Annotated in this window: 21 protein-coding genes; 17 read left to right on the top strand and 4 right to left on the bottom strand. The window is 56.6% G+C overall.

The features are described from left to right. Positions 1 to 415: 415 nt before the first annotated feature. Positions 416 to 784, bottom strand: coding sequence for a hypothetical protein (locus tag I9187_RS09405; RefSeq protein ID WP_174827339.1), 369 nt, complete (start codon positions 782 to 784; stop codon positions 416 to 418). 333 nt (positions 785 to 1,117) lie between these two features. On the opposite strand from I9187_RS09405, the gene I9187_RS09400 reads away from it, so the two are divergent. Genes I9187_RS09400 through I9187_RS09370 form a run of 7 tightly spaced genes read left to right on the top strand, consistent with a single transcriptional unit; the run spans position 1,118 to position 8,607 of the window. Beyond that, positions 1,118 to 1,948, top strand: coding sequence for an FAD binding domain-containing protein (locus tag I9187_RS09400; RefSeq protein WP_171176402.1), 831 nt, complete (start codon positions 1,118 to 1,120; stop codon positions 1,946 to 1,948). Continuing rightward, entirely contained in the window at positions 1,945 to 4,683 is a 2,739-nt protein-coding gene (locus I9187_RS09395) for a molybdopterin cofactor-binding domain-containing protein (RefSeq protein ID WP_171176403.1), read from the top strand. The genes I9187_RS09400 and I9187_RS09395 overlap by 4 nt, the downstream gene beginning before the upstream one ends. After that, entirely contained in the window at positions 4,680 to 6,164 is a 1,485-nt protein-coding gene (locus tag I9187_RS09390; protein ID WP_171176405.1) for a 6-hydroxynicotinate reductase, read from the top strand. Before I9187_RS09395 ends, I9187_RS09390 begins: the two co-directional genes overlap by 4 nt. Beyond that, entirely contained in the window at positions 6,161 to 7,024 is an 864-nt protein-coding gene (locus I9187_RS09385) for a UPF0280 family protein (protein ID WP_171176407.1), read from the top strand. Before I9187_RS09390 ends, I9187_RS09385 begins: the two co-directional genes overlap by 4 nt. Further along, positions 7,011 to 7,592 carry an amino acid synthesis family protein gene (locus I9187_RS09380; RefSeq protein ID WP_171176409.1) on the top strand — a complete coding sequence of 194 codons (582 nt, stop codon included), beginning with the start codon at positions 7,011 to 7,013 and terminating at the stop codon, positions 7,590 to 7,592. Before I9187_RS09385 ends, I9187_RS09380 begins: the two co-directional genes overlap by 14 nt. Continuing rightward, the gene (locus I9187_RS09375; RefSeq protein WP_171176412.1) at positions 7,589 to 8,173 is read left to right on the top strand and encodes an amino acid synthesis family protein; all 585 of its coding nucleotides are present in this window, start codon (positions 7,589 to 7,591) and stop codon (positions 8,171 to 8,173) included. The genes I9187_RS09380 and I9187_RS09375 overlap by 4 nt, the downstream gene beginning before the upstream one ends. 8 nt (positions 8,174 to 8,181) lie before the next feature. Continuing rightward, the gene (locus tag I9187_RS09370; RefSeq protein ID WP_171176414.1) at positions 8,182 to 8,607 is read left to right on the top strand and encodes a MarR family transcriptional regulator; all 426 of its coding nucleotides are present in this window, start codon (positions 8,182 to 8,184) and stop codon (positions 8,605 to 8,607) included. A gap of 13 nt (positions 8,608 to 8,620) precedes the next feature. Here I9187_RS09370 and I9187_RS09365 read toward each other — a convergent pair whose 3' ends face one another. Both I9187_RS09365 and I9187_RS09360 read right to left on the bottom strand, forming a co-directional pair. Further along, the gene (locus I9187_RS09365; protein WP_171176424.1) at positions 8,621 to 9,787 is read right to left on the bottom strand and encodes an amidohydrolase family protein; all 1,167 of its coding nucleotides are present in this window, start codon (positions 9,785 to 9,787) and stop codon (positions 8,621 to 8,623) included. 219 nt (positions 9,788 to 10,006) lie between these two features. Beyond that, on the bottom strand, positions 10,007 to 10,774 hold the full coding sequence (locus tag I9187_RS09360) for a copper chaperone PCu(A)C (protein WP_171238002.1): 768 nt from the start codon (positions 10,772 to 10,774) through the stop codon (positions 10,007 to 10,009). A 54-nt stretch (positions 10,775 to 10,828) separates the two neighbouring features. Between I9187_RS09360 and I9187_RS09355 the strand changes: the two genes are divergently transcribed. From I9187_RS09355 to I9187_RS09330, 6 genes are all read left to right on the top strand, one after another. Continuing rightward, positions 10,829 to 12,202, top strand: a complete 1,374-nt coding sequence (locus I9187_RS09355) for a hypothetical protein (RefSeq protein WP_171238003.1) — start codon at positions 10,829 to 10,831, stop codon at positions 12,200 to 12,202. Positions 12,203 to 12,289: 87 nt separating this feature from the next. After that, entirely contained in the window at positions 12,290 to 13,582 is a 1,293-nt protein-coding gene (locus I9187_RS09350; protein WP_171238004.1) for an ABC transporter substrate-binding protein, read from the top strand. A 30-nt stretch (positions 13,583 to 13,612) separates the two neighbouring features. Beyond that, positions 13,613 to 14,539, top strand: a complete 927-nt coding sequence (locus I9187_RS09345; RefSeq protein WP_171176432.1) for a branched-chain amino acid ABC transporter permease — start codon at positions 13,613 to 13,615, stop codon at positions 14,537 to 14,539. Further along, positions 14,539 to 15,480, top strand: a complete 942-nt coding sequence (locus I9187_RS09340; RefSeq protein ID WP_171176434.1) for a branched-chain amino acid ABC transporter permease — start codon at positions 14,539 to 14,541, stop codon at positions 15,478 to 15,480. Before I9187_RS09345 ends, I9187_RS09340 begins: the two co-directional genes overlap by 1 nt. Then, positions 15,468 to 16,199, top strand: coding sequence for an ABC transporter ATP-binding protein (locus I9187_RS09335; protein ID WP_171176436.1), 732 nt, complete (start codon positions 15,468 to 15,470; stop codon positions 16,197 to 16,199). The genes I9187_RS09340 and I9187_RS09335 overlap by 13 nt, the downstream gene beginning before the upstream one ends. Next, positions 16,192 to 16,887, top strand: coding sequence for an ABC transporter ATP-binding protein (locus I9187_RS09330; RefSeq protein WP_171176438.1), 696 nt, complete (start codon positions 16,192 to 16,194; stop codon positions 16,885 to 16,887). Before I9187_RS09335 ends, I9187_RS09330 begins: the two co-directional genes overlap by 8 nt. A gap of 54 nt (positions 16,888 to 16,941) precedes the next feature. Here the strand turns inward: I9187_RS09330 and I9187_RS09325 are convergent, their stop codons facing one another. Then, positions 16,942 to 18,948 carry a CocE/NonD family hydrolase gene (locus I9187_RS09325; RefSeq protein WP_209509405.1) on the bottom strand — a complete coding sequence of 669 codons (2,007 nt, stop codon included), beginning with the start codon at positions 18,946 to 18,948 and terminating at the stop codon, positions 16,942 to 16,944. 165 nt (positions 18,949 to 19,113) lie between these two features. Between I9187_RS09325 and I9187_RS09320 the strand changes: the two genes are divergently transcribed. From I9187_RS09320 to I9187_RS09305, 4 genes are all read left to right on the top strand, one after another. After that, positions 19,114 to 19,776, top strand: a complete 663-nt coding sequence (locus tag I9187_RS09320) for a helix-turn-helix domain-containing protein (RefSeq protein ID WP_171176442.1) — start codon at positions 19,114 to 19,116, stop codon at positions 19,774 to 19,776. Continuing rightward, positions 19,773 to 21,812 carry an NADH:flavin oxidoreductase gene (locus tag I9187_RS09315; protein WP_171176444.1) on the top strand — a complete coding sequence of 680 codons (2,040 nt, stop codon included), beginning with the start codon at positions 19,773 to 19,775 and terminating at the stop codon, positions 21,810 to 21,812. The genes I9187_RS09320 and I9187_RS09315 overlap by 4 nt, the downstream gene beginning before the upstream one ends. Before the next feature lie 128 nt (positions 21,813 to 21,940). Then, complete coding sequence (locus tag I9187_RS09310; protein WP_170572598.1) at positions 21,941 to 22,633, top strand: XRE family transcriptional regulator; 693 nt, start codon at positions 21,941 to 21,943, stop codon at positions 22,631 to 22,633. Between the two features lie 90 nt (positions 22,634 to 22,723). Then, positions 22,724 to 24,283 carry an ABC transporter substrate-binding protein gene (locus I9187_RS09305; protein ID WP_171176446.1) on the top strand — a complete coding sequence of 520 codons (1,560 nt, stop codon included), beginning with the start codon at positions 22,724 to 22,726 and terminating at the stop codon, positions 24,281 to 24,283. The last annotated feature ends 20 nt before the right edge of the window (positions 24,284 to 24,303 follow it).

The raw sequence follows: 24,303 nt of genomic DNA, 5'->3' as shown, positions 1-24,303 counted from the left end.
GCACGGTGAGGGTTGTTTTACTCGCTGGACGCTGAGATCGCCCACAAAATGGAAAAAGGGACGGCGGGTGAGATACCGACCGACCCTATTTAGTTTCGGAACGTGAATATAACCAGCCAGGCGAATTCCATCGCCGTTGTCGGGCTTGAAAAACAAGAGCCGGTCTAAATATCGTGGCGAGACACTTGATGGGCGGACAACCAAACAGGAATCAATCATTTTTTTGCTTGTTTAGGTTTGTTACTATTGCTCGATTTTGAACTTCGCGGACAATTGTTAGAGGATTTCCACGCGACGCAAATTCAATCATTTTCGTTGAATAAAGTTTCCATGCAAACTGCCAAAGCTTCCATGGTAGCAACAAAGCGAGGCAGGTTAAGGGGGTCATATTCGAAGGCAAGTCTGAAGTACAACATCAGATGGTGCGCCGATTTTCATTGATCGACTTTTTCAGCCCGCTTTCAAGAATCTCGGAGAATCCTGCACGCCAAGGAAGGCGGCTGCGTTCCAGTGAGACGCTTTGGCCAGTGGTTGCCCGAAATCGCAGGCGGTCGACCATCAGGACATCGGTGCCAGCCGTATCAGGTGCACCTACCAGATCCATTTCTCCACGCGCTAAACGAAAGACGCGCGTGGCGAGTTCGGTTTCACCTGAGGACAATGTCACGCTCCATCCCGTGTGATCGTCGACGGTTTTGCCGCCGAAAGTGACAAATGATCCAACCCCGCGCCTCGTTGTGATCAGGCCCTTGCGGCTGAGGATCTCCAGGCTTTTTCGTACCATGTTGCGACTGACCTAGAACCGCTTGTTCAGCGTGTTCTCACTGGCCTGCGGCGCACCCTTGTCCAGCCTGCCGGATCGGATCCCCTCCTCTAGCGTGAGGGCGACCCGCACCGATTTCGGAGCGCCGATCTGTTCAGCACTTGTTGCGTCATGTTCCCTAGCCAGCTTCGGAATTCTGTCAACACAGACGTGTGCAGTTCGGGGTTCCAGTGAATGCGACACCAACAGACTGCCCGGAACGCATCCCGTTCTTCTTCGTTCCCTGGCCAGTCATGTTGACTTTAGTGGAAACTCCCTCTTATCATTAGTACGCTAACGAAAATGGATTTGTGCATGGCCTACTCACAACCAAGCTTGCTGTCGGATGCGCTGTGTCTTCGTAAGCAGGCTGGGGTTCGTGTAATCGCGGGTGGCACAGATTTTTATCCGGCACTACGACCGGGTGAGCAGACGGAGAATGTGTTAGACATAACCAGAGTCGGTGGCCTGTCTGACATCAAGCAAACGGAAGACGCCACAAGGTTTGGTGCGGCTGCTACTTGGTCGAATGTTGTTAGAGCGGATTTGCCCGCAGCGTTTGACGCCTTGAAACAGGCAGCGCGTGAGGTCGGAAGCCTGCAAATCCAGAACGCGGGCACGATTGCCGGGAACATTTGCAACGCGTCACCGGCGGCAGATGGTGTTCCGCCTCTGCTGGCCTTGAACGCTGAGGTTGAGCTTGCCAGCGCAGCGCGAGGGACACGCATTCTGCCGTTGGGCGAATTTATTACGGGCGTGCGGCAAACGGTGCTTAGAGAAGATGAGCTGGTGACAGCCATCATTGTGCCAAAACAACATGTCCGCATGACATCCGGCTTTGAGAAGCTAGGCAGCCGCCGCTATTTGGTCATCTCGATTGCCATGACGGCGGTTAACATCCTGCTGGATGCACAGGGCAAAATCGCAGATGCCCGCGTCGCCGTAGGGTCCTGTTCCGCTGTGGCGCAGCGGCTGACAGCGCTGGAAGCGCGTTTGATCGGGCAGGATCCCTATAAACTAAGGATTTCGCAGGACGACATCGCGAGTCTGACGCCCATTGATGACGTCCGGGGGGCGGCATCGTACCGGTTCGACGCGGTGCGTCATCAAGTTCAGCGCGCAATTCACAAGGCGGTTACGTCATGAACAAAGCGTTGTCAGATACCCCGGTTCCATTCCAACTGAACGGTCGAGAGGCGGCCCCACTCGTCGCACCTGGCCAACGATTGTCCGAGGTTTTGCGTGAAAGTCTGAGTCAGCGTGATGTCAAGATCGGCTGCGACGCAGGGGATTGCGGGGCGTGTACCGTACTGATCGATGGTGACCCAGTTTGCGCCTGCCTGACCCCGGCGCATCAGGTTGCAGGGCGCAAGGTCGAGACTGTGCAGGGGTTGAACGCCCAAGACCCCGTTGCCACGAGGTTAAAGCAGAGTTTTCTGGATCATGGGGCGGCGCAGTGCGGCATCTGTACGCCGGGTATGATCGTGTCCGCTGTCGCGCTTTTGCGAGATGTGCCTGCGCCCACCGAGACGCAGGTGCAAGACGCTTTGGGTGGCGTGCTGTGTCGCTGCACGGGCTACCGCAAAATCATCGACGCTGTCATGGGCGCGCCTGCCATGGCAACCGAAACAGCAGGCCAGGTGGGTGACGCGATCCAACACTTGGATGGGATCGAAAAGGTCTCAGCTGTCGTGAAATATGGGGACGACGTGGCGCCGGCCGGGTGCCTTGAGGTTATGGTAATCCGCTCGCCCTTTGCGCGGGCAACCTTCGAAATCGGTGATCTTGAGGGGTTTGCGCAGGCGGCTGGGCTGGACGCGGTCCTGACGGTGGCGGATGTTCCGGGCCAGAATTGCTTTGGTGTCATTCCGGGGTTTGAGGATCAGCCCGTTTTCGCCGAGAGAGAAACTCGGTTCCGGGGTGAGGCGGTCGCTGCCCTGGTCGGCGCGCGGGATGCTCTGCGCGCGATTGATCCTGACGTATTGCCGATCGTTTGGACTGAGTTGCCTGCAGCTCAGGACATGGGCGCAGCTCAGAGTGTCTCTGCGGCACAGTTGCATAAGGGGCGGAATAACAACGTGATGTGCACCGGGTTTGTGACCTGCGGCGACCCTGAGGCGGCGCTGGAGCGTGCCCATGTGACTGTGGAAGGCCGATTTCAAAGCGGCTTTGTGGAACATGCCTATATAGAGCCAGAAGCGGGGTTTGCAGAACTCGTAGACGGTCGTCTTGAGGTGCATGCCTGCACGCAGGCCCCGGTGATGGATCTTGACGGGCTTTCGCTTGTTCTGGGGTTGGATCGCGCCAAAATCCGGGTGGTTCCTACTGCTGTTGGCGGCGGATTTGGTGCCAAGTTGGATATGAGCGTTCAGCCTTATCTGGCGCTTGCGGCGATTAAAACAGGCAAGCCGGTACGGCTTTGTTATTCACGCACGGAATCCATGCAAAGCTCGACCAAGCGGCACCCGTGCGACATCACACTCAGGATCGGAGCTGATGAAGATGGCAAGCTGTGCGGCTTTGACTTTCGCGGCAGCTTCGACACTGGTGCTTATGCCAGTTGGGGGCCAACGGTGGCGAACCGGGTTCCGGTCCATGCCTCGGGTCCATATCGCGTTGCGGACTATGTAGCGCAGGCCAAGGGCGTTCACACCAACAACCCGCCATCCGGTGCGTTTCGTGGTTTTGGCGTGCCGCAATCGGCCATCGCGCAAGAAAGTCTTTTTGACGAACTGGCCGAGAAATTGGGAATGGACGCGCTGGAATTCCGCATAGCGAACGCATTGGACAATGATGTGCCGACCGTGTGCGGGCAGGTTTTTGATCAGGGCGTCGGGATCAAGTCTTGTCTTGAGGCGTTGCGGCCTGCCTGGGATTTAGAACGTGCAGAGGCCGAGGGGTTCAACGCCCGCAACGAAAAGCTGAAACGCGGCGTCGGCATCGCAAGTGGCTGGTACGGGTGCGGCAACACATCTTTGCCCAACCCGTCAACCATCAAATGTGGTATTCGCGCAGATGGCTCGGTGGTGCTGCATCAAGGTGCGATGGATATTGGTCAGGGGGCCAACACCGTCATCACGCAGATATTTGCAACCGCGCTTGGGGTCGAAGCAGGTCAGATCACGCGCGTTGGCGTGGATACGGATGTAACACCTGACGCGGGCAAAACCTCGGCCTCGCGCCAGACTTTTGTCTCGGGTAATGCGGCGCGGCTTTCGGGCAAAGCGTTGCGGGCTGCGATCCTGGAGCGTTTGAATGTGGCAGAGGATGCAGTTCTGGGCTTCAGAGACCGAGAAATCCATGCAACCGATGCCGCAGGATCTCATGTTTTGACCCTGTCTGCGCTTGCAGCCGATGAAGACGGTTTTGTTCTGCGTGCGGAAGAAAGCTATGATCCTCCGACAAAACCCCTGGACGACAACGGGCAAGGGCATCCTTACGCCCAATTCGGTTATGCCGCGCATTTGGCCGTGGTCGAGGTAGATACCGCGCTGGGCATTGTCCGACCTGTGAAATTTGTCGCGGCTCATGACGTCGGCCAGGCTATCAATCCGATGCTTGTGGAAGGGCAGATTCACGGTGGGATTGCTCAGGGACTTGGCATGGCGCTGATGGAAGAATACATCCCTGGCCGGACTGAGAACCTGCATGACTATCTGATCCCGACCATTGGGGATATCCCTCCGATTGAAGCGATCATCATCGAAGAGGCTGATGCGCATGGGCCTTTCGGGGCCAAGGGTCTGGGAGAGCACGTCTTGATCCCCACCGCGCCTGCGCTTTTGAACGCGATCAAACACGCAACCGGGGTGCGGTTGTACAAAGGCCCTGCGACCCCCAGCGTCGTTCATGAGGCCCTGAAGAAGAGCGTGATGCAATGACCAATGCTTCGAAGCCCGAAAAGATCCGCTGCGATGCCTGCCCGGTGATGTGTTACATCGCCGACGGCAAGTCCGGCGCTTGTGACCGCTATGCAAACCATGGTGGTGAACTGGTACGGTTGGATCCGCTGACCATCATCCAAAGCGGGCCGGATCTTGTACCGTTTATGGGAGAGGGCGCGTCCGCGGATTGGGATGGTGACATCTTCAAAGGAGAGCGTCAGTTTGTTACTGCCGTTGGCGCAGGAACAACCTATCCCGATTACAAGCCCGCCCCCTTCATCGCCAGTCAGAAGGTTGAAGGTGTCGATATGGTCACGGTCGTGACCGAGGGGATCTTTAGCTATTGCGGTGTGAAGGTAAAAATCGACACCGACCGCCATATTGGCCACGAACGCGATGTTGTGCGCGTGGATGGCGAGCCGATCGGCCATGTAATGACATCGGAATACGGGTCAAAGATGTTGTCTTTGGGCGGTGTCGAGCACCTGACGGGTGGCAGTAAGAAAGAAGGCCGTGTGACTTGTGACGCGCTGCTGCGGCTGTGCAACCGAGAACCAGTGACCATGATAATCGGCGAAGAGGATCACGCGACAGAAGTTGTGGTGCAGGCAGGTCAACCCCCGATCATAAATGGCGTTACCGAAAGCCTAATGCGCGTGGGCTGCGGCTCGGCCACCATTGGCATGTTTCCGAAACAGTGGATCGGCCATGTGGACGACGTTGTGGTGGTGGACGATCACATAACCGGTGTTCTCAGTGAGCACGAAACAGGCAAGCAGCTAGACGTGCCGGCGACGGGGATCAAGATCAAGGGGCGCCGCTCGACGCCGGGGCGGTATTTTCAGGTGGCAGAACCCGGAACAGGGTGGGGCGGCACGGATATTGAAGATCCTCTGGCGATCCTCGGCCCGTTCAATCCCAAAACAGCCTGGGAAGGGTTGCGGTTGTTCATGGTGTCGACCACCGGTGAGCAATTCTCATATTACGAGCTTGATGCTGATCTTGTTCCGCAACAGCGAGAGGTGCCCGCGAAACTTGCGTCCTCGGCGGCGTTGATCGCGGAGAACTGCGAACCATCGGTTTGCTCGGTCCTGTTCATGGGCGGGGCAGGGGGATCGCTGCGGGCGGGTGTCACAGAAAACCCAGTGCGTCTGACCAAATCGGTTAAGGAGGCGCTGACGCATGTGTCCTGCGGTGGGGCGGATGCTTATGTTTGGCCCGGCGGCGGTATCACTGTGATGGTGGACGTTCTGGACATGCCAACCAGTTCTTTTGGCTACGTTCCAACGCCTGCTCTGGTCGCGCCTATCGAGTTCACCCTGCGCGTGAGCGACTATGCCGCGTTGGGCGGGCACGTCGACCATATGCGGCAGGTGAGTGACATAAACTCTGATCAGGCCCGTCATGTGCGGCAAAATCCCAAAGCGGGGAATCCAATGGACCTTGGCAACTACCGCTGGAAGGCAGACGCGGAATGAAACCGCACGCGCGCCTGTTGCCCGATGGCCAGCGCTTGCATTTGCAGCATGGCCCCAGCGATCTGATCGTATGGGCGGATGGCGCGCGGGATCACGCGTATCGGGCCGCAATGCGTCGGTTCGAAACCATTATTGCCGAGGTGGTCGAGGAGCTGCCTGACCTTCGTGCGATGTTGTCACCATTTACCAACCGCCCCATGGGCGCGGTGGCACGCCGAATGCATGATGCGTGTCTGCCTTTGATGAATGTAGGCTATCTAACCCGGATGGCCGCCGTGGCGGGAAGCATAGCAGACGAGGTTCTTGCGGCCATGACCAAAAACGCGGATATCACCCGCGCTTATGTCAATAACGGTGGCGACATTGCCTTACATCTGACGCCGGGGACCTCGTTCAAAACAGCGATCAAGGCCCATGACGGTAGCGATTTGGGCCGGATCGAGGTCACAGGTGCGGATCGAATTGGCGGTATCGCGACGTCGGGCCGCCACGGGCGTAGCCTGTCGTTGGGTATAGCAGACAGCGTGACAGTTCTTGCTAACTCTGCCGCCGAGGCTGATGCCGCAGCAACACTTGTTGCCAATGCAGTGGATGTGCCAGGGCACCCTTCGGTCAGCCGTCGCGCAGCCAGCGGGGTTGACGAGAACAGCGATCTTGGGGGCTTGCCTGTGGTTGTCGGTTGTGGCGCTTTATCGGCCAGCGAGTGCCAGCAAGCATTGGCCTTCGGCGTCCGTCGCGCAACATCGTTAAAGACCCACGGTTGCCTTAGAACTGCGGCACTGTTCCTTCAAGGCCACGCCGTCACGACCGGCGCACATATTTTACCCATTCAACACGAGATCCAAAATGTCCCAACTTAACGTCCGAAAGACCGCCTATTCCGTTGAGGAGATTTTCCACGAAGGTGGCCCTGTCCCTGCAACACCCTTGCGCCGGGCGGCGGCGATCGCGATCATCGAGAACCCGTTTGCAGGGCGGTACGAGCCCGACATTCAGTGGTTCATGGAGGACCTCAAGCCGCTGGGATTGAAAATGGCAAAGCGTCTGGTCGAGATGCTGGGAGGCGCTGACAAAATCGAAGGGTATGGCAAAGGCGCAATGATTGGAGAGGCCGGTGAGTTGGAGCATGGTGCACTGTGGCACGCGCCCGGCGGATACGCGATGCGCGAGCTTCTGGACAACTCGAATGCGATTGTGCCCTCATCCAAAAAGGTCGCCGGTGTGGGTGGGCGGCTGGATGTGCCGATCACCCATATCAATGCTTCATACGTGCGCAGCCATTTTGACAGCATGGAAGTTGGCTTGAATGACGCACCCAAGGCGGGCGAGATGGCCGTTATTCTTGTCATGAGCACTGGGCCCCGCATCCACGACCGGGCTGGTGGCCTGGCTGCAAAAGACATCAAAGGAGAGGATGGGCTGAGATGAATGCCAAGATCCGCAAAATTGCCGTGAACATCGAAGAAACCCATACCGAAATCGGGCGCAAGATCGACCCGGCCACGCGCAAAGCAGTTGCAGTGGCCGTGATCGAGAACCCGTTTGCAGGTGCTTATCAGGAAGACCTGAGTGCGCTGATGGAGATAGGCGCGGAATTGGGTGCGTTGTTGGGTCGCAAATGCGTCGAAGCCCTTGGTATCGCGCCCGAACAAGCTGAAAGCTATGGTAAGTCGGCCATGGTGGGAGAGAATGGCGAGTTGGAACACGCCGCTGCAATTCTGCATCCTAAACTCGGCGCACCACTGCGGAAAGAAGTAGAGAAAGGAGCGGCCTTGGTGCCGTCCTCGAAAAAGATGGGATCTCCGGGTCAGGTGCTGGATGTGCCTCTTGGACACAAGGATGCGGCCTATGTGCGCAGCCATTTCGACGGGATTGAAGTGCGCCTGAATGATGCGCCGCGCGCAAACGAGATTATGGTAGCTGTGGCAGTGACTGACAGCGGGCGGCCGCTACCGCGAGTTGGTGGCTTGACCCATGACGACGCAGAAGGCAAAGACGGGCTTCGTTAGGAGCACTTATGTCAGACAGCGTCGATCCCTACCGTCTAGAAGATCAGGTCGGATATCTTTTGCGGTTGGCCAGCCAACGCCATTCGATCATCTTTCAGAACCGTATCTCCAGAGATTTGACGCCCACTCAGTTTTCCACGCTGATCCGCGTGGCCGAGAAGAAAGAGGTTTCGCAAAATCAGCTGGGCCGACTTGCGGCAATGGATATCGCGACGATCAAAGGGGTGGTCGACCGGCTGAAGGCCAAGGGTCTGTTGCAAGCGACTGCCGATCCCGGAGACAAAAGACGCTCGATCATTTCATTGACCGATGCGGGTGCGCAATTGATAGACCAGCTTTATGCAGATGGGTTAGGGATCTCACAGGAAACTCTGGCGCCGCTCAAGAAATCTGAACAAAAAACGCTTTTGACATTGCTCAGAAAGATCACCTGACCTTCCGTCGTGCTTAGAGGATGCGTTCCGGCAGGCGTTGCGCTGGAGGTGTGTTGCGTGAACGTTCCGAGCGGATCACACCGTCGATGATCGTCATGCCGACACCGGGCAGGTTCCCTTGCGCAACGCTTTCCAGCATGGTTTTCCCCGGTGCGTGCTGGGCCTGGTCCATAAGAACAAAATCGGCGCACAGGCCTTTTTCGATCAGGCCCACATTCAGATCCCGCTGTCGTGCGGTATTGCCGTTGCCAAAGCAAAAGGCGATCTCGGCCGGGACATTTCCAAAGGCTGACAGCATCGCGATCATGCGCAGGATGCCAAGGGGCTGTACACCTGACCCTGCTGGCCCGTCAGTGCCCAGGATCACCTGATCCAGCTTGCCAAGTTCACGCGCTGTGTTCACGGTCAGCACAGCAGCGCGTTCATTACCGTTATGCACGATTTCAAAGGCTTGCTTGGTGCAGGTTTCACACAGGCAGATGATCTGGTCATCTGGCAGCGCCGAGTGACCGCCGTTGATGTGGCCGATCACATCCGTACCCGTTTCGATCACCATATCTGCGTCAATGAGACCAGACCCGGGGATGGACGGCCCCCCGGTATGGATTGTTGACTGAATGCCGTATTTGCGGGCCCATTCGACCATCTGGTTCGCGGTTTTGCCATCTTTGACCGACCCCAGGCCAACTTCGCCCAGGTATTTCACGCCAGCATTCGCCAGCTCTGCAAAATCCTCTTCGACCATACCATGTTCGATCACTGGGGCACCTGCGTGAACCTTGACGCCTGAGGGGCGAAAATTCTCGTACCAACGCTGTGCTGCAATCGACATCGCTTTGAGGCCGATCACATCTTTGGGTCGGCCGGGCATGTGGACCTCCCCGGCCGAGATCATCGTGGTCACGCCTCCATTCAGGGTGGAGTCAATCCAGTGGAGTTGCTGTTGTCGCGGGGTGTAATCGCCGACAACCGGATGCACATGACTGTCGATCAAACCGGGGGCCAGCGTCACTCCATGCGCGTCAACAACAGAGGTCGGGTCGTCTGTATCAAGGTCCTTTTCATAACCCCACGCATCGATCTTGCCGTCGATCGCAATCAAACAATCGCCGTCAAAGATTGGGTCTTCCATCTTGCCGGACAGGATCATACCGATGTTCTTGATGACCAGTTTTTCCATAAGATCCTCCCGATATTCATTAGTATACGAATATAGGATGTAAGCGCGCGTCAAGAAAATTCTGGAACGAGCCTTAAACATCGCAAAGCAATTGGCAGAGCGGTGTATCGAAACTCAGTCATTAGTATGCGAATAATAAGCCGACCAGTCTGAAGTGCATCTGAAAAAAACGGAGCGCTGTGTGTCGATCAGGGACAGCCCCTATCTCATACCAAGTTCTTAAAGGCCGAAGCTGTAGGTCAGAGCAACAGGTGCTGCTTCGAAAACATAAGGGCGGTGGTCGTTGGAGTTCAGTGCGACGGTAAGAATATAGTCGCCGGGCGCAAGAGCGCCGATCTCAAAGCGCTCTTCATAAAGGCGGCCCAACTTAAAACCGTTCAGATAGATATGCGCGTGCCCCTGACCATCGACATGTGGTGCGCTATCCTCAATGAGGACAAACTCGAAATTCTCAACACTGATTTCAATGGCGAACCCGTCTGTGCTGACATCTGGATCTTGCGCCAGCTCGATGGTTGGACTGGGTGAAACAGCGATCCCGTTGGACATACTGTGATCCATTCCTCTCGCGCCACCGGTCGCTTCGGGGTGCAAGATGCGGGTGACAACTTCGGTGCCGTCATCAAATTCCAGCGCAAGCGCATGGTACGTACCTTCGGGGAACGCGCCCTCCGGGACTTGCAACATGACATGAGCGCCATCCATTGCCAGTTGCGCCGTATCACTTCCGGGCACTACAAGTGGTCCGTCACGTCCGGGATTCATTATGGATGTTTGGCCTCCGGAAGGCGACGTGACAGCTAGAAGAGTGCGAGGTTCACCATCGTTTTGCAGGTTCAGCGTAACCATGAACATCGATCCCGAGGCTCCCATCGGGATGGCCCGTCCGTCGCTGACCTTCATTGTGGTTTGCGGCGTACCAGTGAACATGTAAACGAGACCCAACGCAGCCGCGATGCCTGCCACGGCGAACCAGCGTTTTCTCATTTAATCTGCCTCCTTGAACGAAGTTGTGTGTATGCTAACAAAATGGCGCCGATTTTGAAGCCCCTTCTCGCCGCGTTTCTCATTGCAGTATCGAGCGTGGAACCGGCTTTTGCCCATGCGGCGGATCAGGGCTTTGTTCTTTTGTTGCCTACTACCGCCTACATTACCGGCGGAGCATTGACCGTAACAATCACGATCCTGCTTCTTGTTTGCCTCAGGCCCGGCCAGCTTGCAACTGTGCTCAGGCCTATTGTTCTGAACCGTGGGCGAGGAGACAGCACATGGCACCATTGGGGTCAGATTGCCGCGTCCCTGTGCCTGGCGGGGTTGATCCTGATTGGCTTGCGAGGGCCGACGGATCCACAAGCGAACCTGATGCCTTTGGTTTTGTGGACAGTATGGTGGATGCTGTTGTTTGTTGTGCAGGCGCTGGTTTTTGATGTCTGGAAATGGGTCAATCCCTGGCCGGGTTTGCATCGCCTTCTGGCCCCGGATCACAAAGCGCTTTTTAGGCTGCCCAAAGAGGTTTCGATCTGGCCGGCGGTTATTCTGATGGCGGCGTTTCAAGGATTTGTTCTGGCCGATGCGGCACCAAATGACCCCGGTCGACTTGCGCGTTTCGCGTTCGGGTATTGGATGTTCACCTTGGCGGGAATGACCCTGTTTGGGCGCAGACCTTGGCTGGAGCAAGTCGAGTGCTTTTCGGTTTTGTTCAACTTGATCGGCACTATGAGGATCGCGCGCGCCGGAGCGTTTGGTCTGCCGGGGTGGCAGGTGTTTCAAGGCAGTAGGTTCGATCTGAGCCATGCAGCTTTGGTTCTGGTAACCTTGGCAGCAGGCAGCTTTGACGGCCTGTACGAGACCTTTTGGTGGTTGGCGCAGATTGGGGTCAACCCGTTGGAGTACCCGGGCCGGACGGCATTGATCTGGCCGACAACGGTGGGCCTTTATGGCAGCGTCCTGCTGCTGAGTTGCGTGTTTGGATTTGCCGTGTTTTCAGGAACCGTACTGGTGCGCGAGAAAATACCCTTCAAAAACGCGTTCATTCACTTTTCCATCACTTTGCTGCCGATTGCGATTGGTTATCATTTTGCCCACTACTTCGTGACGTTCCTTGTGCAAATACAGGTTGTGATCGCAACATTGGCGGACCCTTTTGCGCTTGGCTGGAACCTGTTCGGGCTTGGTAGCCGTCGGGTCATGGTTGGGTTTTTGACGGTCCCCGGCACTGTGAAGGCCATTTGGCTCACTCAGGCCGGGGTCGTGGTGATGTCCCATGTGCTGGCGGTCATACTCAGCCACCGGACGGCTGAAACCTTTTGCCACACGCGCCGGGACATACTTGTGTTGCAATTGGGCCTGTCTATCCTGATGATTTGCTATACGATTTTCGGGTTGTGGCTACTAGCAAGTCCACGCGGCGCTTAAAAAAGTAGACAACTCGTTAGCATACATACAAACTGATCACAAAAGAGGCGAAGCACCGCCCTATAAACAACAGAGGAGATGAACGTCATGACAAAGACTTCAAATATCAGTCGCCGCAAGACATTGCTGGGTCTGGGGGCCGGTGCAGGAGCTTTGGCGGCAGGCGGTGTGCTGCCCGGTTCGCTTGGTTTTGCGCAAGCGCAAAGCTCGGCTCCGATCAAGATTGGGTTCCAGAAGCACGCGACCGGCATCGGTGCGGCATATGGACGATGGTATGACGTTGCGACGACCGCCGCTGCTGCGCGCATCAACGAGATGGGTGGTATCAATGGGCGTCCTGTCGAGATCATCACCGAAGACGACGCGACCGACCCCGGTCGCGGTGCCGAAGTGTTAGAAAAATTCGCCAACCAGCACGAAGTTGACGTTGCCTTCGGCACTCTGTTCAGCCACGTCGTGATCGGGTCTGCACCCCGCGCGGGCGAGTTGAAACTGCCCTATTTTGTTGTCTCCGAAGGTCACCACGTGGCCAGCGGCATGCTAAACCGGTATACGCTGCAACCCGGTATTACAGATGTAAAAAGCCAGGTCATTTCGATGGCGCCTTTTGTGGCTGACAATCTGGGCAAGAAGGTCACGATGATTTATCCTGACTTTGCTTTTGGCCACGATCACCGCGACTTTTTCTCGGAAGCGATCGAAGCGCAGGGTGGTGAGGTTGTTGCGAAGATTGCGATCCCACCCACCGAGACGACCTTCACGCGTTACTTTCCAAACATCCCTCGCGAGACCGAGGTGATTTATCACGTGATGGTAGGACCGGCCGTGCTGACCTTCGTCAAGGAAATGGGCGAGTTCTTTGGGCCCAGCCGACCCGAGATTTTTGGGTTTATCGACAGTCTTGAAGCGGTTGATATCCAAAGCCCGGGTTTGGAGTTCCTTGAAGGTACATATTTCTGGGAAGGTATGCCTCGTTACAAGCAGGCCAACGAATCCGAGGCGGCCTCGGCTTATCGTGCCGCCGTTGGTGTCAATGACAGTGGTGCAGCAATAGATGACCCTTCTAACGTCGCCACTTACGCCCATATGTTCGGGTGTTGGGAAACGCTGCATGTCATCAAAGCCGGTATGGAAGCGGCGGATTATCAGGGCCCTGCAGATCGCGCCAAACTGATCGAAGCGGTCGAGGCAATGAGCGACATGCCTGAATCCATCGAACACCCGCAGGGCGATAAAGTCTTCAACGGCAAGACACATCAGGCCTTTGGCAAACAGTTTATCTCAAAGGTCGGTGACGGCCGGCTGGATGTGGTGCATACGGCGTCGATCGAGGACGGGTTGTATGAGGATGAGGTGGATTACACCACGCGATCCTTCTGATCCCATCAACAGGCAAAAGCGAGGCAGGGTATGGACTTCGGCCCTCACCTGATGCTCGCCTCCATCGAGGGGGCGGTCATCTCGGCTATTCTTGTGCTGACGGCGATGGGGCTCAGCATCGTGTTTGGCGTCATGCGCGTTGTAAACGTCGCCCATGGCGAATTCTTCATGTTGGGTGCGGTTTTCGCCTGGGCAGTCAGCACGATGATCGGTGGACATGCGGCTTTTGGCTTCGTGGCTGCTTTGCTTATCGTGCCGGTACTGGTCGGATGTATTGCATCGGGGGTGGATCAGTTGATCCTCAAACGGATCGACTATGACGTGGATCGGACCATCGTGGCCACGATCGGCATTTTGTACATCGTGCAACAATCGACGCTGATGCTGTACGGTCCAGAGGCGCGGCCGGTTGAGCCGCCCTTCAATACCCGCCTGGCTCTTCCGTGGTTCGAGTTTGGCGCGGACGGGTTCCAGATGATCTGGCCCTGGGGGCTGAGCGTTACGACATACAAGTTGTTCGTGATATTTGCCGCAATTTCGGTGCTGGGGGTGCTTTGGTTCGTACTGACGCGCACCAAGATCGGATTGATCATGCGCGCAACCCAGCAGGACCGCGGAATGGCGCAGGCCTTTGGAGTGCCTGTCAATCGCGTTTACTCCTGGGTCTTTGGATTGGGAGCAGGGCTTGCCGCGCTGGGCGCGGTGCTGGTCGTTCCAATCCAACAGGCCCACTATTTAATGGGCGGAGATCCGTTGTTGTTGGCGTTTATCGTGGTGATCATCGGCGGTCTTGGCAGTTTGCCCGGCACGGTGATTGCAGCTGTTCTGATCGGAATGAGTGACGGCATCATCTCGGTCTTTTTCTCGCCGACCCTGGCTAAAATCATCGCAACTTTCCTTGTGGCAATGGTGCTTGTATTCAGGCCGCAGGGCCTGATGGGGCGGGTGGCGGCCTGATGGTGGTGTTCAGATCAGCCGCTTTGCATTCTTGCGTTTTGCTTGCGCTTGTGGCGCTTTTCTTCGTGCTTCCCGCCTATCACGTGGGTGCATTCTCGCGGATCATGGTGCTGGCGATTTATGCCATCGGATACAACCTGCTTTTTGGCTATACCGGCCTGCTGAGCCTTGGCCACGCCATGTTTTTTGCCGCCGGAATGTACGGCTTTGGGCTGAGCATGAATTTTGGCGGTTTGACTGTTCTGCCCGCCTTTGCTGTCGGAGTTACCGCCGCAGGGCTGTTGTCCGTCGCTGTTGGCTTTTTGGCGTTGCGCACCATTGGTGTGGCGTTCATGATCGTGACGCTGATGTTTGCTCAAACCTTCTATCTCGTGATCCTTTATTTTGGAGAATATACTCGCGGCGACGAGGGCTTTATCATCCAACAGGCGCAACGCAGCATCGCTGGAATTGACCTGACCACGGAAACGGCGCGCTATTTCACGGCATTTATCCTGTTCGCGATCTGTTTTCTCGCCATGGCGCGTTTGGTGCAAAGCCCTTTTGGCAAGCGCCTCGTCGCCATTCGGGAAAATGAGGAACGTGCCCGGATGCTGGGCTATGACGTGGGGCGGCTGAAGCTTGCCGCGCTGGTTGTATCGGGATTGTTCTCGGGCGTGGCAGGCGCTGCCTATGCGATGCTGTTCGGCTATGTCGGGGCCAGCTTTGCAGCGGTCCATTACTCGATCTTTCCGCTGCTTTGGGTCCTGCTTGGTGGCGCTGGAACTACGGTCGGCCCTCTTATCGGGGTGATCTTCATGTTCTACCTGATCGATGTCTCTAGCAGCTTTACCAATGCCTATATGCTGGTTGCCGGCATTGCTTTGGTTCTTCTTACCCTGTTCGCCCCGCAAGGCATTGCGGGCACATTGCGCAAGAGAGCTGTGTCATGGCTGCCGTAAGTATCCTCGAAACCAAAGGCCTGACAAAGATTTATGGCGGGCTTCAGGCCAACACCGACATAGATTTTTCCCTGCGGCGGAATGCGATAACTGCGTTGATCGGTCCCAACGGGGCTGGCAAATCGACCTTCGTTGGTATGGTCAGCGGGCGCACGAAACCGACAAGTGGCAGCGTTTATTTTGAGGGCCAGGACATCAGCCGTTTGCCTGCACATAAACGTATACAACTGGGCATGGCTTACACGTTTCAGATTACATCGATCTTTCCCGGGCTGACGGTCGAAGACAACGTCGCCCTAGCGGCAGGCCGGAAGCTGGCGCACGACAAGACGGCCCATGCTCAAAAGACCGCCGCCGTTCTGGACAAGATTGGATTGGGGGACCGGGCTGATCAGGTTGCCTCGGATCTCAGCTATGGCCATCAACGGGTGCTGGAAATTGCTATGGGTCTGGCGCAAGACCCAAAGCTGTTCATCCTTGACGAACCGACACAGGGTTTGGCCGAAGGCGAAGTGGATGCATTTGTGACGCTGATGCGGACAATGGCCAAAGAGACAACAATCCTACTGATCGAACACAATATGCGTGTAGTCACCGAGACCGCCGACCATGTAGCTGTGCTGGATCAAGGTCGCCTTTTAGCCTCGGGAACTGTTGACGAAATCCACGCGAATGCGGCGGTGCAAGCCGCATATCTCGGGACAACTGCCAATGCTTGAGGTCACTGATATTCACACCGGCTATGGTCAGGTAAAAGTTCTTTTCGGTGTGTCTTTGTCGGTCAAGGCCGGGGAAATACACTGTCTCATGGGCCGCAACGGGGCCGGGAAAACGACTCTGCTCAAGGCCATTATGGGCCAACTACCCTTGAACCAAGGTGAAGTCACGCTGGATGGGGAACGTCTCAGTGGCTTGCCGGCGCACCTCGTGCCCAAACGCGGCATAGGCTACATCCCGCAGGGTCGGCGGCTTTTCCCTGAGCTGACTGTTTCAGAGAACATCGAAATGGGTCTGATGGCACGCGGCGAAGGCGCGAACACTCGAGACTGGGTTCTGGAACTTTTCCCTCGGCTGAAAGAGCGCCTGGACCAAGTCGCTACCACGCTTTCGGGGGGCGAACAGCAAATGCTGGCAACAGCCCGCGCGCTGTGCCTGCGCCCTAAAGTCCTGCTACTGGATGAACCGACCGAAGGTCTGCAACCTTCGATAATCGAACAGATCCGACAAGTGGTCGTCAAAATGAAGGCGCAAGGCTATGCCATCATTCTGGTAGAGCAGCGGATTGATGCGGTTTTGTCGATAGCAGACCGTATCACGTTCATTGAAAACGGTCAGGATCGCGAAACCGTTGCACCTGCGAATGTCGCTCAGGATGGAACGATCCTCACCAAGTACCTTGGTGTTTGAATGATGGTGACCGCTAGTGCTTGATCCGTGCTTCACGCGGACAAAAGTGTTTGCTCAACTGTCATCGTCTCGTTCTGGAATGCCCCCCTTGGCAGGGTGGCGAATAGTCCAGGTCCGTGCCGCGAATGGAGCGCCATTCCAAGTTGCCGTAAGGTTGGCATGAACAGTAGTAACGCCACGTGATGCGCTTGCAAGAAGGGACACGCGAACATCGGCAGTTCCGTCCGTGCGCTCAAACACCATCCGATGATCGACTTGGGTTCGCTGGTGTTCGTGCGAATCCAGCGACGTTGTGTGGGACATGCGCGTCTCATACCCAAATGTTGTCCCGATGTCTGGATAGAAAACCAGCATCATCGGCTGATGCCATCCAATCTCGTGACTGCCGGCTATTTGTTTATTCCAACGCACCAGATTGTTTGACGTAACAACCTTGTGCGAAGGCTTTTTTGGCAGCGGTTCAGGCGGCGGCAATTGCGCTGACAAGTCCATGGTGGCACCATTAAAAACAGGCAATTTCAGCGCACCATCTTGTATTACAATATCTTGCGGTGGTGCGTGCAAATGTAAATGCGGCCACAGGCCCGAAGATAAGGCAAGCCGCAGACGGTGCCCTTTTCGAACGCGATAAGCTGTCGTGTGCAGGCGCATCGAAAAATCCACCCGGCCCGTTTGATCGGGATGCGATCGACTGTCCAGGTTTTCATCAAGGGCCAGATTGCGCACGCCATAACTGATCCGTGCCACCTCATCGCTTGCGTTGACGTCGCTTAGCCGGGCTGCGACAACCGCAGGATAGCCCTTTACGTCAACTGAAAGGGTCAAGTCCACTGCGCCGCACAGCACAAGATCTTCGGACAGCGGGGCTGTTTCAAAAACCAAAGACCGTGCGTCGTCGTCGGACTGGTCCAGAGGCAAACCACCTGCGCGTCCGAAATAGCCCGTGTCCCCGGACATCTGCCCAACGTTTCGCGAGTTTGGTAGCACCCAAGGCTCGTGACCTGCAGACGACTCGAGGCTGGTCAAAGAGACTGTCTGAGGGTCAACATGCTCGATCGTCGGGCCGCTTTCGATCCAGTTGCCTTGCCGTTCAACCAGCGTATCGCCCGGCGTATCGAATTCGCGCAGCCAGACTCGCAACCGCGGCCAATCCGGTGTTTTCGGAGTGTCTGGTTTCAGCCAATGATCCCACCAATCCAGTGCCAAACGCTGAAACCCAATCGCCGGTCCCGGTGCGCCGTGATCGGGATAGTGGTGCCCCCAAGGGCCCACCACCCCCCACACCAGGTCAGGGCGCGCATCGACCATTGTCATGACAGAGTTTGAATACCGATCGCTCCAACCCCCTACGGACAGGATCGGTACGGAAAACGCATCTGTCTCGTGAATTACAGACCCATGTCGCCAGTATGCACCGCGTGCGTCCTCGCGTAGCCAGTTTTCCAAAGGAAAGGAGAGGTTTTCAATGCGCTCTTGCCACAAGGTTTTCCAGCCTGCCCCAACGTTTTGTGTCGGAGGTGAGGCCAGAATGGATGGCAAGGTTGCACCCCATTCGAACGTATCCGTTAAAACGCATCCACCCATATAGTGGATGTCGTCCTCGAACCGGTCATGTGTGGCGCAAACAGCGATTGTCGCCTTCAAAGCGTCTGGCGCATTTGCGCTGGCCTGCAGCGAGGCCGTGCCGCCCCACGACGTACCAAACATCCCGACGCGGCCGTTGCACCAGGGCTGCGCGGCCAGCCAATCGATGACCTGTCGCGCGTCATCCAGTTCTTCTGGCGCGTACATATCCGACATATGTCCTTCGCTGTCGCCAGACCCACGCATGTCCACCCGAATGCATGCATACCCATGGGCAGCAAAAAAAGGGTGGTTCCGTTCATCGCGCGCGCGCACCATGTCTGTCTTGCGATAGGGGATGTATTCTAAGATGGCGGGGACAGGCCTTTGCGTCACAGGGCGCCACAACCGGGCGGCCAGTCGCACTCCATCCGGCATTCTGATCCACAGATGGTCCATCTCTGTAACGTCAAAAGGATGTTCGGTTTGGTCCGCCATAGTGATCCGCCACATGCGTTTTGTGTTCGAGCCAGTTCTGCAAATCCCAAGAATATTTGCAATACAGTACATTCATTCATTTGAAAATAGAATTTGACTTTAAAATTCCAGTCTGATTTCAATTTTGGAGAAAATAGATCGCTTGACCTAAATCCGGAGAGCCAAATGCCATCTGACAATGTCGTCGCTTTGCCATCTGCAATTTCTTCGCTGGGCAGTGAGGTTCGACAGTTGCGCAAGGCTCGCCAACTCACTCTCAAACAGTTGAGCGAAGAGGCGGGTATTTCGCTCAGCCATGTGTCGGCGATTGAACGCGGTGTATCCAAACCTTCGGTTGACGTCCTGCAAGACATTGCGAGCGCCTTAGGCGTCACGCCTGACTGGTTTTTTGCCCGACGCGCCGGTGCTGGACCGATGGAGCAAGCGTTTGTTGTGCGTGCTCAGAACCGCCGTGCCCTTAATACACTTTACGGTCAGGATGCGGCAGAGCTTGGCTATACCGACCAATTGTTGTCCAGCTCGATTGGTGGGCAGTTTTACATGGGTATGGCGGTCTATGCGCCGCATTCAGAACGCCCCGAGGATCCTTTGCAGGAACACGAAGGTGAAGAACACGGGTTGGTTCTTGAGGGCGAGTTGGAAATGCGGATCGGTGATGAATTCATTACTCTGCGCGCCGGGGACAGCTACAGTTTTGACGCACGTATTCCGCACCATGCCCGCAATCGAACAGACCGGGTCTGCCGCCTGATCTGGGCAGTCTCACCAGTGGTCATTCCAAAGGATGTCGCGGTGACCAATGCTGCGGAACAGGAGACGCGGCAATGACCCGCGATGTTCTGTTACAGCCCTACCAATTGAAGCACCTGACCTTGAAAAACAGGATCATGACTACCAGTCATGAGCCAGCATATCCCGAAGATGGAATGCCCAAGGAACGTTACCGCGCCTATCACGAAATGCGTGCGAAAGCGGGTGTTGCCATGACGATGACCGCAGGTTCTGCCACTGTCAGCCGGGACAGCCCGCCAGTCTTCAACAACATCCTTGCCTACAAGGACGAGGTCGTGCGCTGGATGGGTGAACTGACCGACGCCTGCCATGTCCATGGCTGTGCCGTGATGATCCAGCTGACCCATCTGGGGCGGCGCACCGGTTGGAACAAGGGCGATTGGCTGCCGTCTCTGTCGCCGTCGCATTATCGTGAACCTGCGCATCGGGCCTTTCCGAAAAAGATGGAAGACTTCGACATTGAGCGGATTGTGACCGATTATGCCGACGCCGCCGAACGGATGCAGGCTGCTGGGTTGGACGGGATCGAGTTGCAGGCCTACGGGCACCTGCTGGATCAGTTCTGGTCGCCGCTGACCAACACGATGGAGGCGCCGTTTGGGGGCAATCTCGACAATCGATTGCGCTTTGGTTTCATGGTTTTGGATGCAATTCGCGACCGTGTGGGTCCAGAGTTTATCGTAGGGGTGCGCTACACCGCCGACGAGGTCCAAAAGGGCGGCATTACTCAGGAGGAGGGGTTGGAAATCGCGCGCAGGCTGCGCGATAGCGGTCAGGTTGACTTTCTGAACGTTATTCGCGGGCGCATTCATACCGACCCCGCCATGACGGATGTGATCCCCGTGCAGGGCATGAAAAGTGCGCCACATCTGGATTTTGCCGGGCGCGTGCGGGCCGAGATTGGAATGCCAACTTTTCATGCTTCGCGCATCCCAGATGTGGCGACGGCGCGCCATGCCGTGGCCTCGGGCCTATTGGATATGGTCGGGATGACCCGTGCCCACATGGCAGATCCGTTGATTGTGTCCAAGATACAAGCCGGGCAGGAGGATGACATCCGACCTTGCGTAGGGGCGACCTATTGCTTGGATCGCATCTATCAGGCTGGTGAAGCATTATGTATTCACAACCCGGCAACCGGGCGCGAATTGACCATGCCACATATCATACCGGTGGCTGAAACACGTCGTCGCGCGGTCATTGTGGGCGCAGGTCCGGGTGGGCTTGAAGCAGCGCGCGTTGCAGCAGAGCGCGGGCATGAAGTCACCGTTCTAGAGGCCGCACCTGAACCCGGCGGACAGGTGCGCCTGACCGCGCAATCCAAACGCCGGGCCGAAATGATCGGGATCATCGACTGGCGCATGGCCCAATGTGCGGCGCGGGACGTGAAATTTCATTTTAACACCTTCGCCGATGTCGCGGACGTAACCGCGCTGTCGCCGGACATGGTTGTGATCGCAACGGGTGGTTTGCCCGAGACGACGATCCTCGATTCGGGCAATGAACTGGCGATTTCTGCTTGGGACATTCTGTCTGGCGATGTGCAGCCGGGTGAAAACGTGCTGATCTATGATGATGCGGGGGACCATCCTGCGCTGATGGCGGCCGAAGTTATCGCCGCCACCGGCGCGCGTGTCGAAATCATGACACGTGATCGCAGTTTCGCGCCGGAAGTGATGGCGATGAACCTGGTGCCGTATATGCGTGCGCTGCAAAAGACCGGCGCCGTTTTCACGGTGACACGTACACTGAACGCGATCGAGAAATCCGGCAATCAGCTATTGGCCCATGTCGGTACCGATTACTCGGACCTGAGAGAGAAACAGTATTACGATCAGATAGTTGTCAATCAGGGCACCCTACCGCTGGGCGACCTTTACTTTGATCTCAAACCGCTTTCGCGCAATAGGGGTGCCGTAGATCAAGGCGCACTTGTCTCGGGCGCAGGCCAATTGTTTCCACAGTCAAACCCCGAGGCGGAATTTGACCTCTATCGTATCGGAGACGCCGTATCGGCACGCAACATTCACGCTGCAATCTATGACGCGCTGCGGATTGGAATTCGGTGGTGACATGCGTGCAAAACCAAGTTTTGTAGACGAGTTTGAAAAGCAATAAAGGAAAAATTAGCAAAAATTCTTGCGAAAAAGAAAAGTTGTCGTAGCATTCCTGAAGCACCTAGTAACCGAAGGGAGGATTCGTGAGCCAGGGCGCATCAAGAAAATACAGCCGTACTGCGAGCGAAGAGGGCCTGGCGGCCTTTGGGGCCGAGGTACGTCAGCTGCGCAAAGCACGTCAGATGACACTGGCCGAGCTTGCGACCAGCAGCGGTGTTTCGATCAGCCATCTCAGCGCAATCGAGCGCGGAACGGTCAGCGCCTCGCTCAACAAAATCTCGCGAATTGCGGACGCTCTGGGCGTGCCAGAGGAATGGTTTTTCAATCACCGCCCCGGATCCGGCCCGTTAGAGCGCGCCTATGTTGTGCGGCAGTCCAACCGCCGCAATCTGAACCTGCTGTATGATGAGCCCATCGAGCAGTCGGGCTATGCAGATCAGTTGCTGTCCAGCTCTATCGGTGGCGGGTTCTGTCTGGGCGTGTCGGACTATCGCCCCTATTCCGAGCAGGTTGTTGACCAGTACTTCTCGCGCGATGGCGAGATGCACGGGGTCATTCTGGATGGTGAATTGGAATTGGTGATGGAAGATGAAACCGTCACCTTGCGCACGGGTGACAGCTTTAGCTTTCCCGGTGAAATCCTGCACGTCCTGCGCAACGTAACTGACCAACCTGCGCGTATGATCTGGGTGAACTCACCCGTGATCATTCCAAGATTCTCAGCGCTTGGCGCTGACGAGCAACTGCCACAGTCACACAAGAAAAAGAACGGATAACGCCTGCTGGCACCTGAAGTCGCGGGCTCTGCCCGCAAGCAACCACGCCGGACAGATGCCCGGATACGAAGACAAACAGGGAGTAAGCAAATGAGTTCGATTTTCAAAGGGGACGTTTCCCGACGCTCCGTTTTGGCCGGAGCTGGCGCATTGGGCGCAGCCAGCCTTGCCTTTCCGCATATGGCCGTCAGCGCCGATGGGACGGTTCTGACCATCCGGTCTTATAGTGACCTGCAAGTGTTGGACCCCGCATTTTGGCTGGCGCTGCCCGAAGCCGATATCATGCGGTCGATCTATGCCCCACTGGTGTCGAACCAGCAAGGCGACGATTGGAACTGGCGCCCCGTTGCGGTCGAAAGCATCGAACAGCTGGACGACCTGACCATCGCCTTCAAGCTGCGCGACAATATCGGCTTTACGGACGGCTTTGGCCAAATGACGGCTGACGACGTGAAGTTCTCGATCGAGCGGATTGCTGATCCAGCCAATGAAAGTCCATACGCTGGCGACTGGAGCGCGCTGAAAGAGGTTGAGGTCAAGGACAACCTCTCAGGCCTGATCCATCTGAAAAACAAATTCGTTCCGCTTTGGACGACAACCTTGCCAACACCTGCGTCCTGCATCGTGTCGCGCAAGGCTGTCGGGGAAATCGGCGGCAAGATCGGGTCTGAGCCGGTGGCGCAATCCGGCCAGTATATTCTGACCGAATGGGTGCCCAAACAGAAAACCGTTCTGAAACGCAACCCGGACTGGGCGTATGAGCCGGGCGGATACGAGGAAATTCACATCCTGCCGATCGAAGACCCCTCGACCGCCGAGCTGGGTTTCGAAGCTGGTGATCTGGATTACACTTGGACTTCGGTTTCCTCGCTGCCGCGGCTCAAGGAAAACCCACCTGCGGGGTCGGTCGTCGAAGAAAAACCATCGTTGGCCTATGTCTGGCTGGGCATGAATCAGGACAACGAAGCGTTGAAAGACGTTCGTATCCGCCGGGCTATCCAGCACGCGATTGACCGGCAAACGGTTGTCGATGCGGCCTATTTCGGCGCTGCCGCCGTGGGCAACGGCATTATCGCACCGGGTTTGCCGGGCAGCCGCGACAGTGTCACCTATGACTATGACCCGAACAAGGCGCGCGAGTTGCTGGCCGAGGCAGGCGCCGAGGGCATGACCGTTACCCTGGACATCCTGAACCAGTCGGAACGTCTGACGGCAGCGCAGGTCATTCAGGCCAATCTGGCCGATGTTGGGATCACCTGCGAGATCAAACAGAATGACAGCGGTACGTTCTGGACGCTGGGGTCCAAGGATGGCGATTACTTCATGAACCTGCAGCTGGTGCTCAGCCGGTTCTCGATGAACCCTGACCCAAGCTGGGCGACCGTCTGGTTCACGCCGGAACAAGTCGGCGTCTGGAACTGGGAACGGTTCAACAACGAGGAATACAAAGCGCTGCACGAAGAAGGTCTGGTCGAAAGCGATGCGGCCAAGCGTGATGAGATCTACAAGAAGATGCAGGGTCTCATGGATGAAAGCGGCTGCTACGTCTTCCTGACGCATGAGGTAGTTGGCCTGATCCACAAGGATACGGTCGATCCGGGCCTCAAGCCGAATGGCGAGCCGTTGTTGCCGCTGTTCAAACCCGCCTGATCCACGCAAACGGGCGGCAT

Origin of the sequence: Ruegeria sp. HKCCE4148 (assembly GCF_017872495.1) — a bacterium.
Taxonomy (GTDB): Bacteria; Pseudomonadota; Alphaproteobacteria; order Rhodobacterales; family Rhodobacteraceae; genus Ruegeria.
Note: the sequence above shows the minus strand (reverse complement) of the source record. Positions and strands in the feature narration are given on the sequence as shown.

What these genes read in the sequence shown, in the direction of transcription:
- I9187_RS09380 (WP_171176409.1), top strand. Translation starts at nt 7,011, where the DNA reads ATGTCCCAACTTAACGTCCGAAAGACCGCCTATTCCGTTGAGGAGATT.
- I9187_RS09345 (WP_171176432.1), top strand. Translation starts at nt 13,613, where the DNA reads ATGGACTTCGGCCCTCACCTGATGCTCGCCTCCATCGAGGGGGCGGTC.
- I9187_RS09400 (WP_171176402.1), top strand. Translation starts at nt 1,118, where the DNA reads ATGGCCTACTCACAACCAAGCTTGCTGTCGGATGCGCTGTGTCTTCGT.
- I9187_RS09390 (WP_171176405.1), top strand. Translation starts at nt 4,680, where the DNA reads ATGACCAATGCTTCGAAGCCCGAAAAGATCCGCTGCGATGCCTGCCCG.
- I9187_RS09305 (WP_171176446.1), top strand. Translation starts at nt 22,724, where the DNA reads ATGAGTTCGATTTTCAAAGGGGACGTTTCCCGACGCTCCGTTTTGGCC.
- I9187_RS09385 (WP_171176407.1), top strand. Translation starts at nt 6,161, where the DNA reads ATGAAACCGCACGCGCGCCTGTTGCCCGATGGCCAGCGCTTGCATTTG.
- I9187_RS09325 (WP_209509405.1), bottom strand. Translation starts at nt 18,948, where the DNA reads ATGGCGGACCAAACCGAACATCCTTTTGACGTTACAGAGATGGACCAT.
- I9187_RS09405 (WP_174827339.1), bottom strand. Translation starts at nt 784, where the DNA reads ATGGTACGAAAAAGCCTGGAGATCCTCAGCCGCAAGGGCCTGATCACA.
- I9187_RS09395 (WP_171176403.1), top strand. Translation starts at nt 1,945, where the DNA reads ATGAACAAAGCGTTGTCAGATACCCCGGTTCCATTCCAACTGAACGGT.
- I9187_RS09360 (WP_171238002.1), bottom strand. Translation starts at nt 10,774, where the DNA reads ATGAGAAAACGCTGGTTCGCCGTGGCAGGCATCGCGGCTGCGTTGGGT.
- I9187_RS09340 (WP_171176434.1), top strand. Translation starts at nt 14,539, where the DNA reads ATGGTGGTGTTCAGATCAGCCGCTTTGCATTCTTGCGTTTTGCTTGCG.
- I9187_RS09350 (WP_171238004.1), top strand. Translation starts at nt 12,290, where the DNA reads ATGACAAAGACTTCAAATATCAGTCGCCGCAAGACATTGCTGGGTCTG.
- I9187_RS09320 (WP_171176442.1), top strand. Translation starts at nt 19,114, where the DNA reads ATGCCATCTGACAATGTCGTCGCTTTGCCATCTGCAATTTCTTCGCTG.
- I9187_RS09315 (WP_171176444.1), top strand. Translation starts at nt 19,773, where the DNA reads ATGACCCGCGATGTTCTGTTACAGCCCTACCAATTGAAGCACCTGACC.
- I9187_RS09365 (WP_171176424.1), bottom strand. Translation starts at nt 9,787, where the DNA reads ATGGAAAAACTGGTCATCAAGAACATCGGTATGATCCTGTCCGGCAAG.
- I9187_RS09330 (WP_171176438.1), top strand. Translation starts at nt 16,192, where the DNA reads ATGCTTGAGGTCACTGATATTCACACCGGCTATGGTCAGGTAAAAGTT.
- I9187_RS09375 (WP_171176412.1), top strand. Translation starts at nt 7,589, where the DNA reads ATGAATGCCAAGATCCGCAAAATTGCCGTGAACATCGAAGAAACCCAT.
- I9187_RS09370 (WP_171176414.1), top strand. Translation starts at nt 8,182, where the DNA reads ATGTCAGACAGCGTCGATCCCTACCGTCTAGAAGATCAGGTCGGATAT.
- I9187_RS09335 (WP_171176436.1), top strand. Translation starts at nt 15,468, where the DNA reads ATGGCTGCCGTAAGTATCCTCGAAACCAAAGGCCTGACAAAGATTTAT.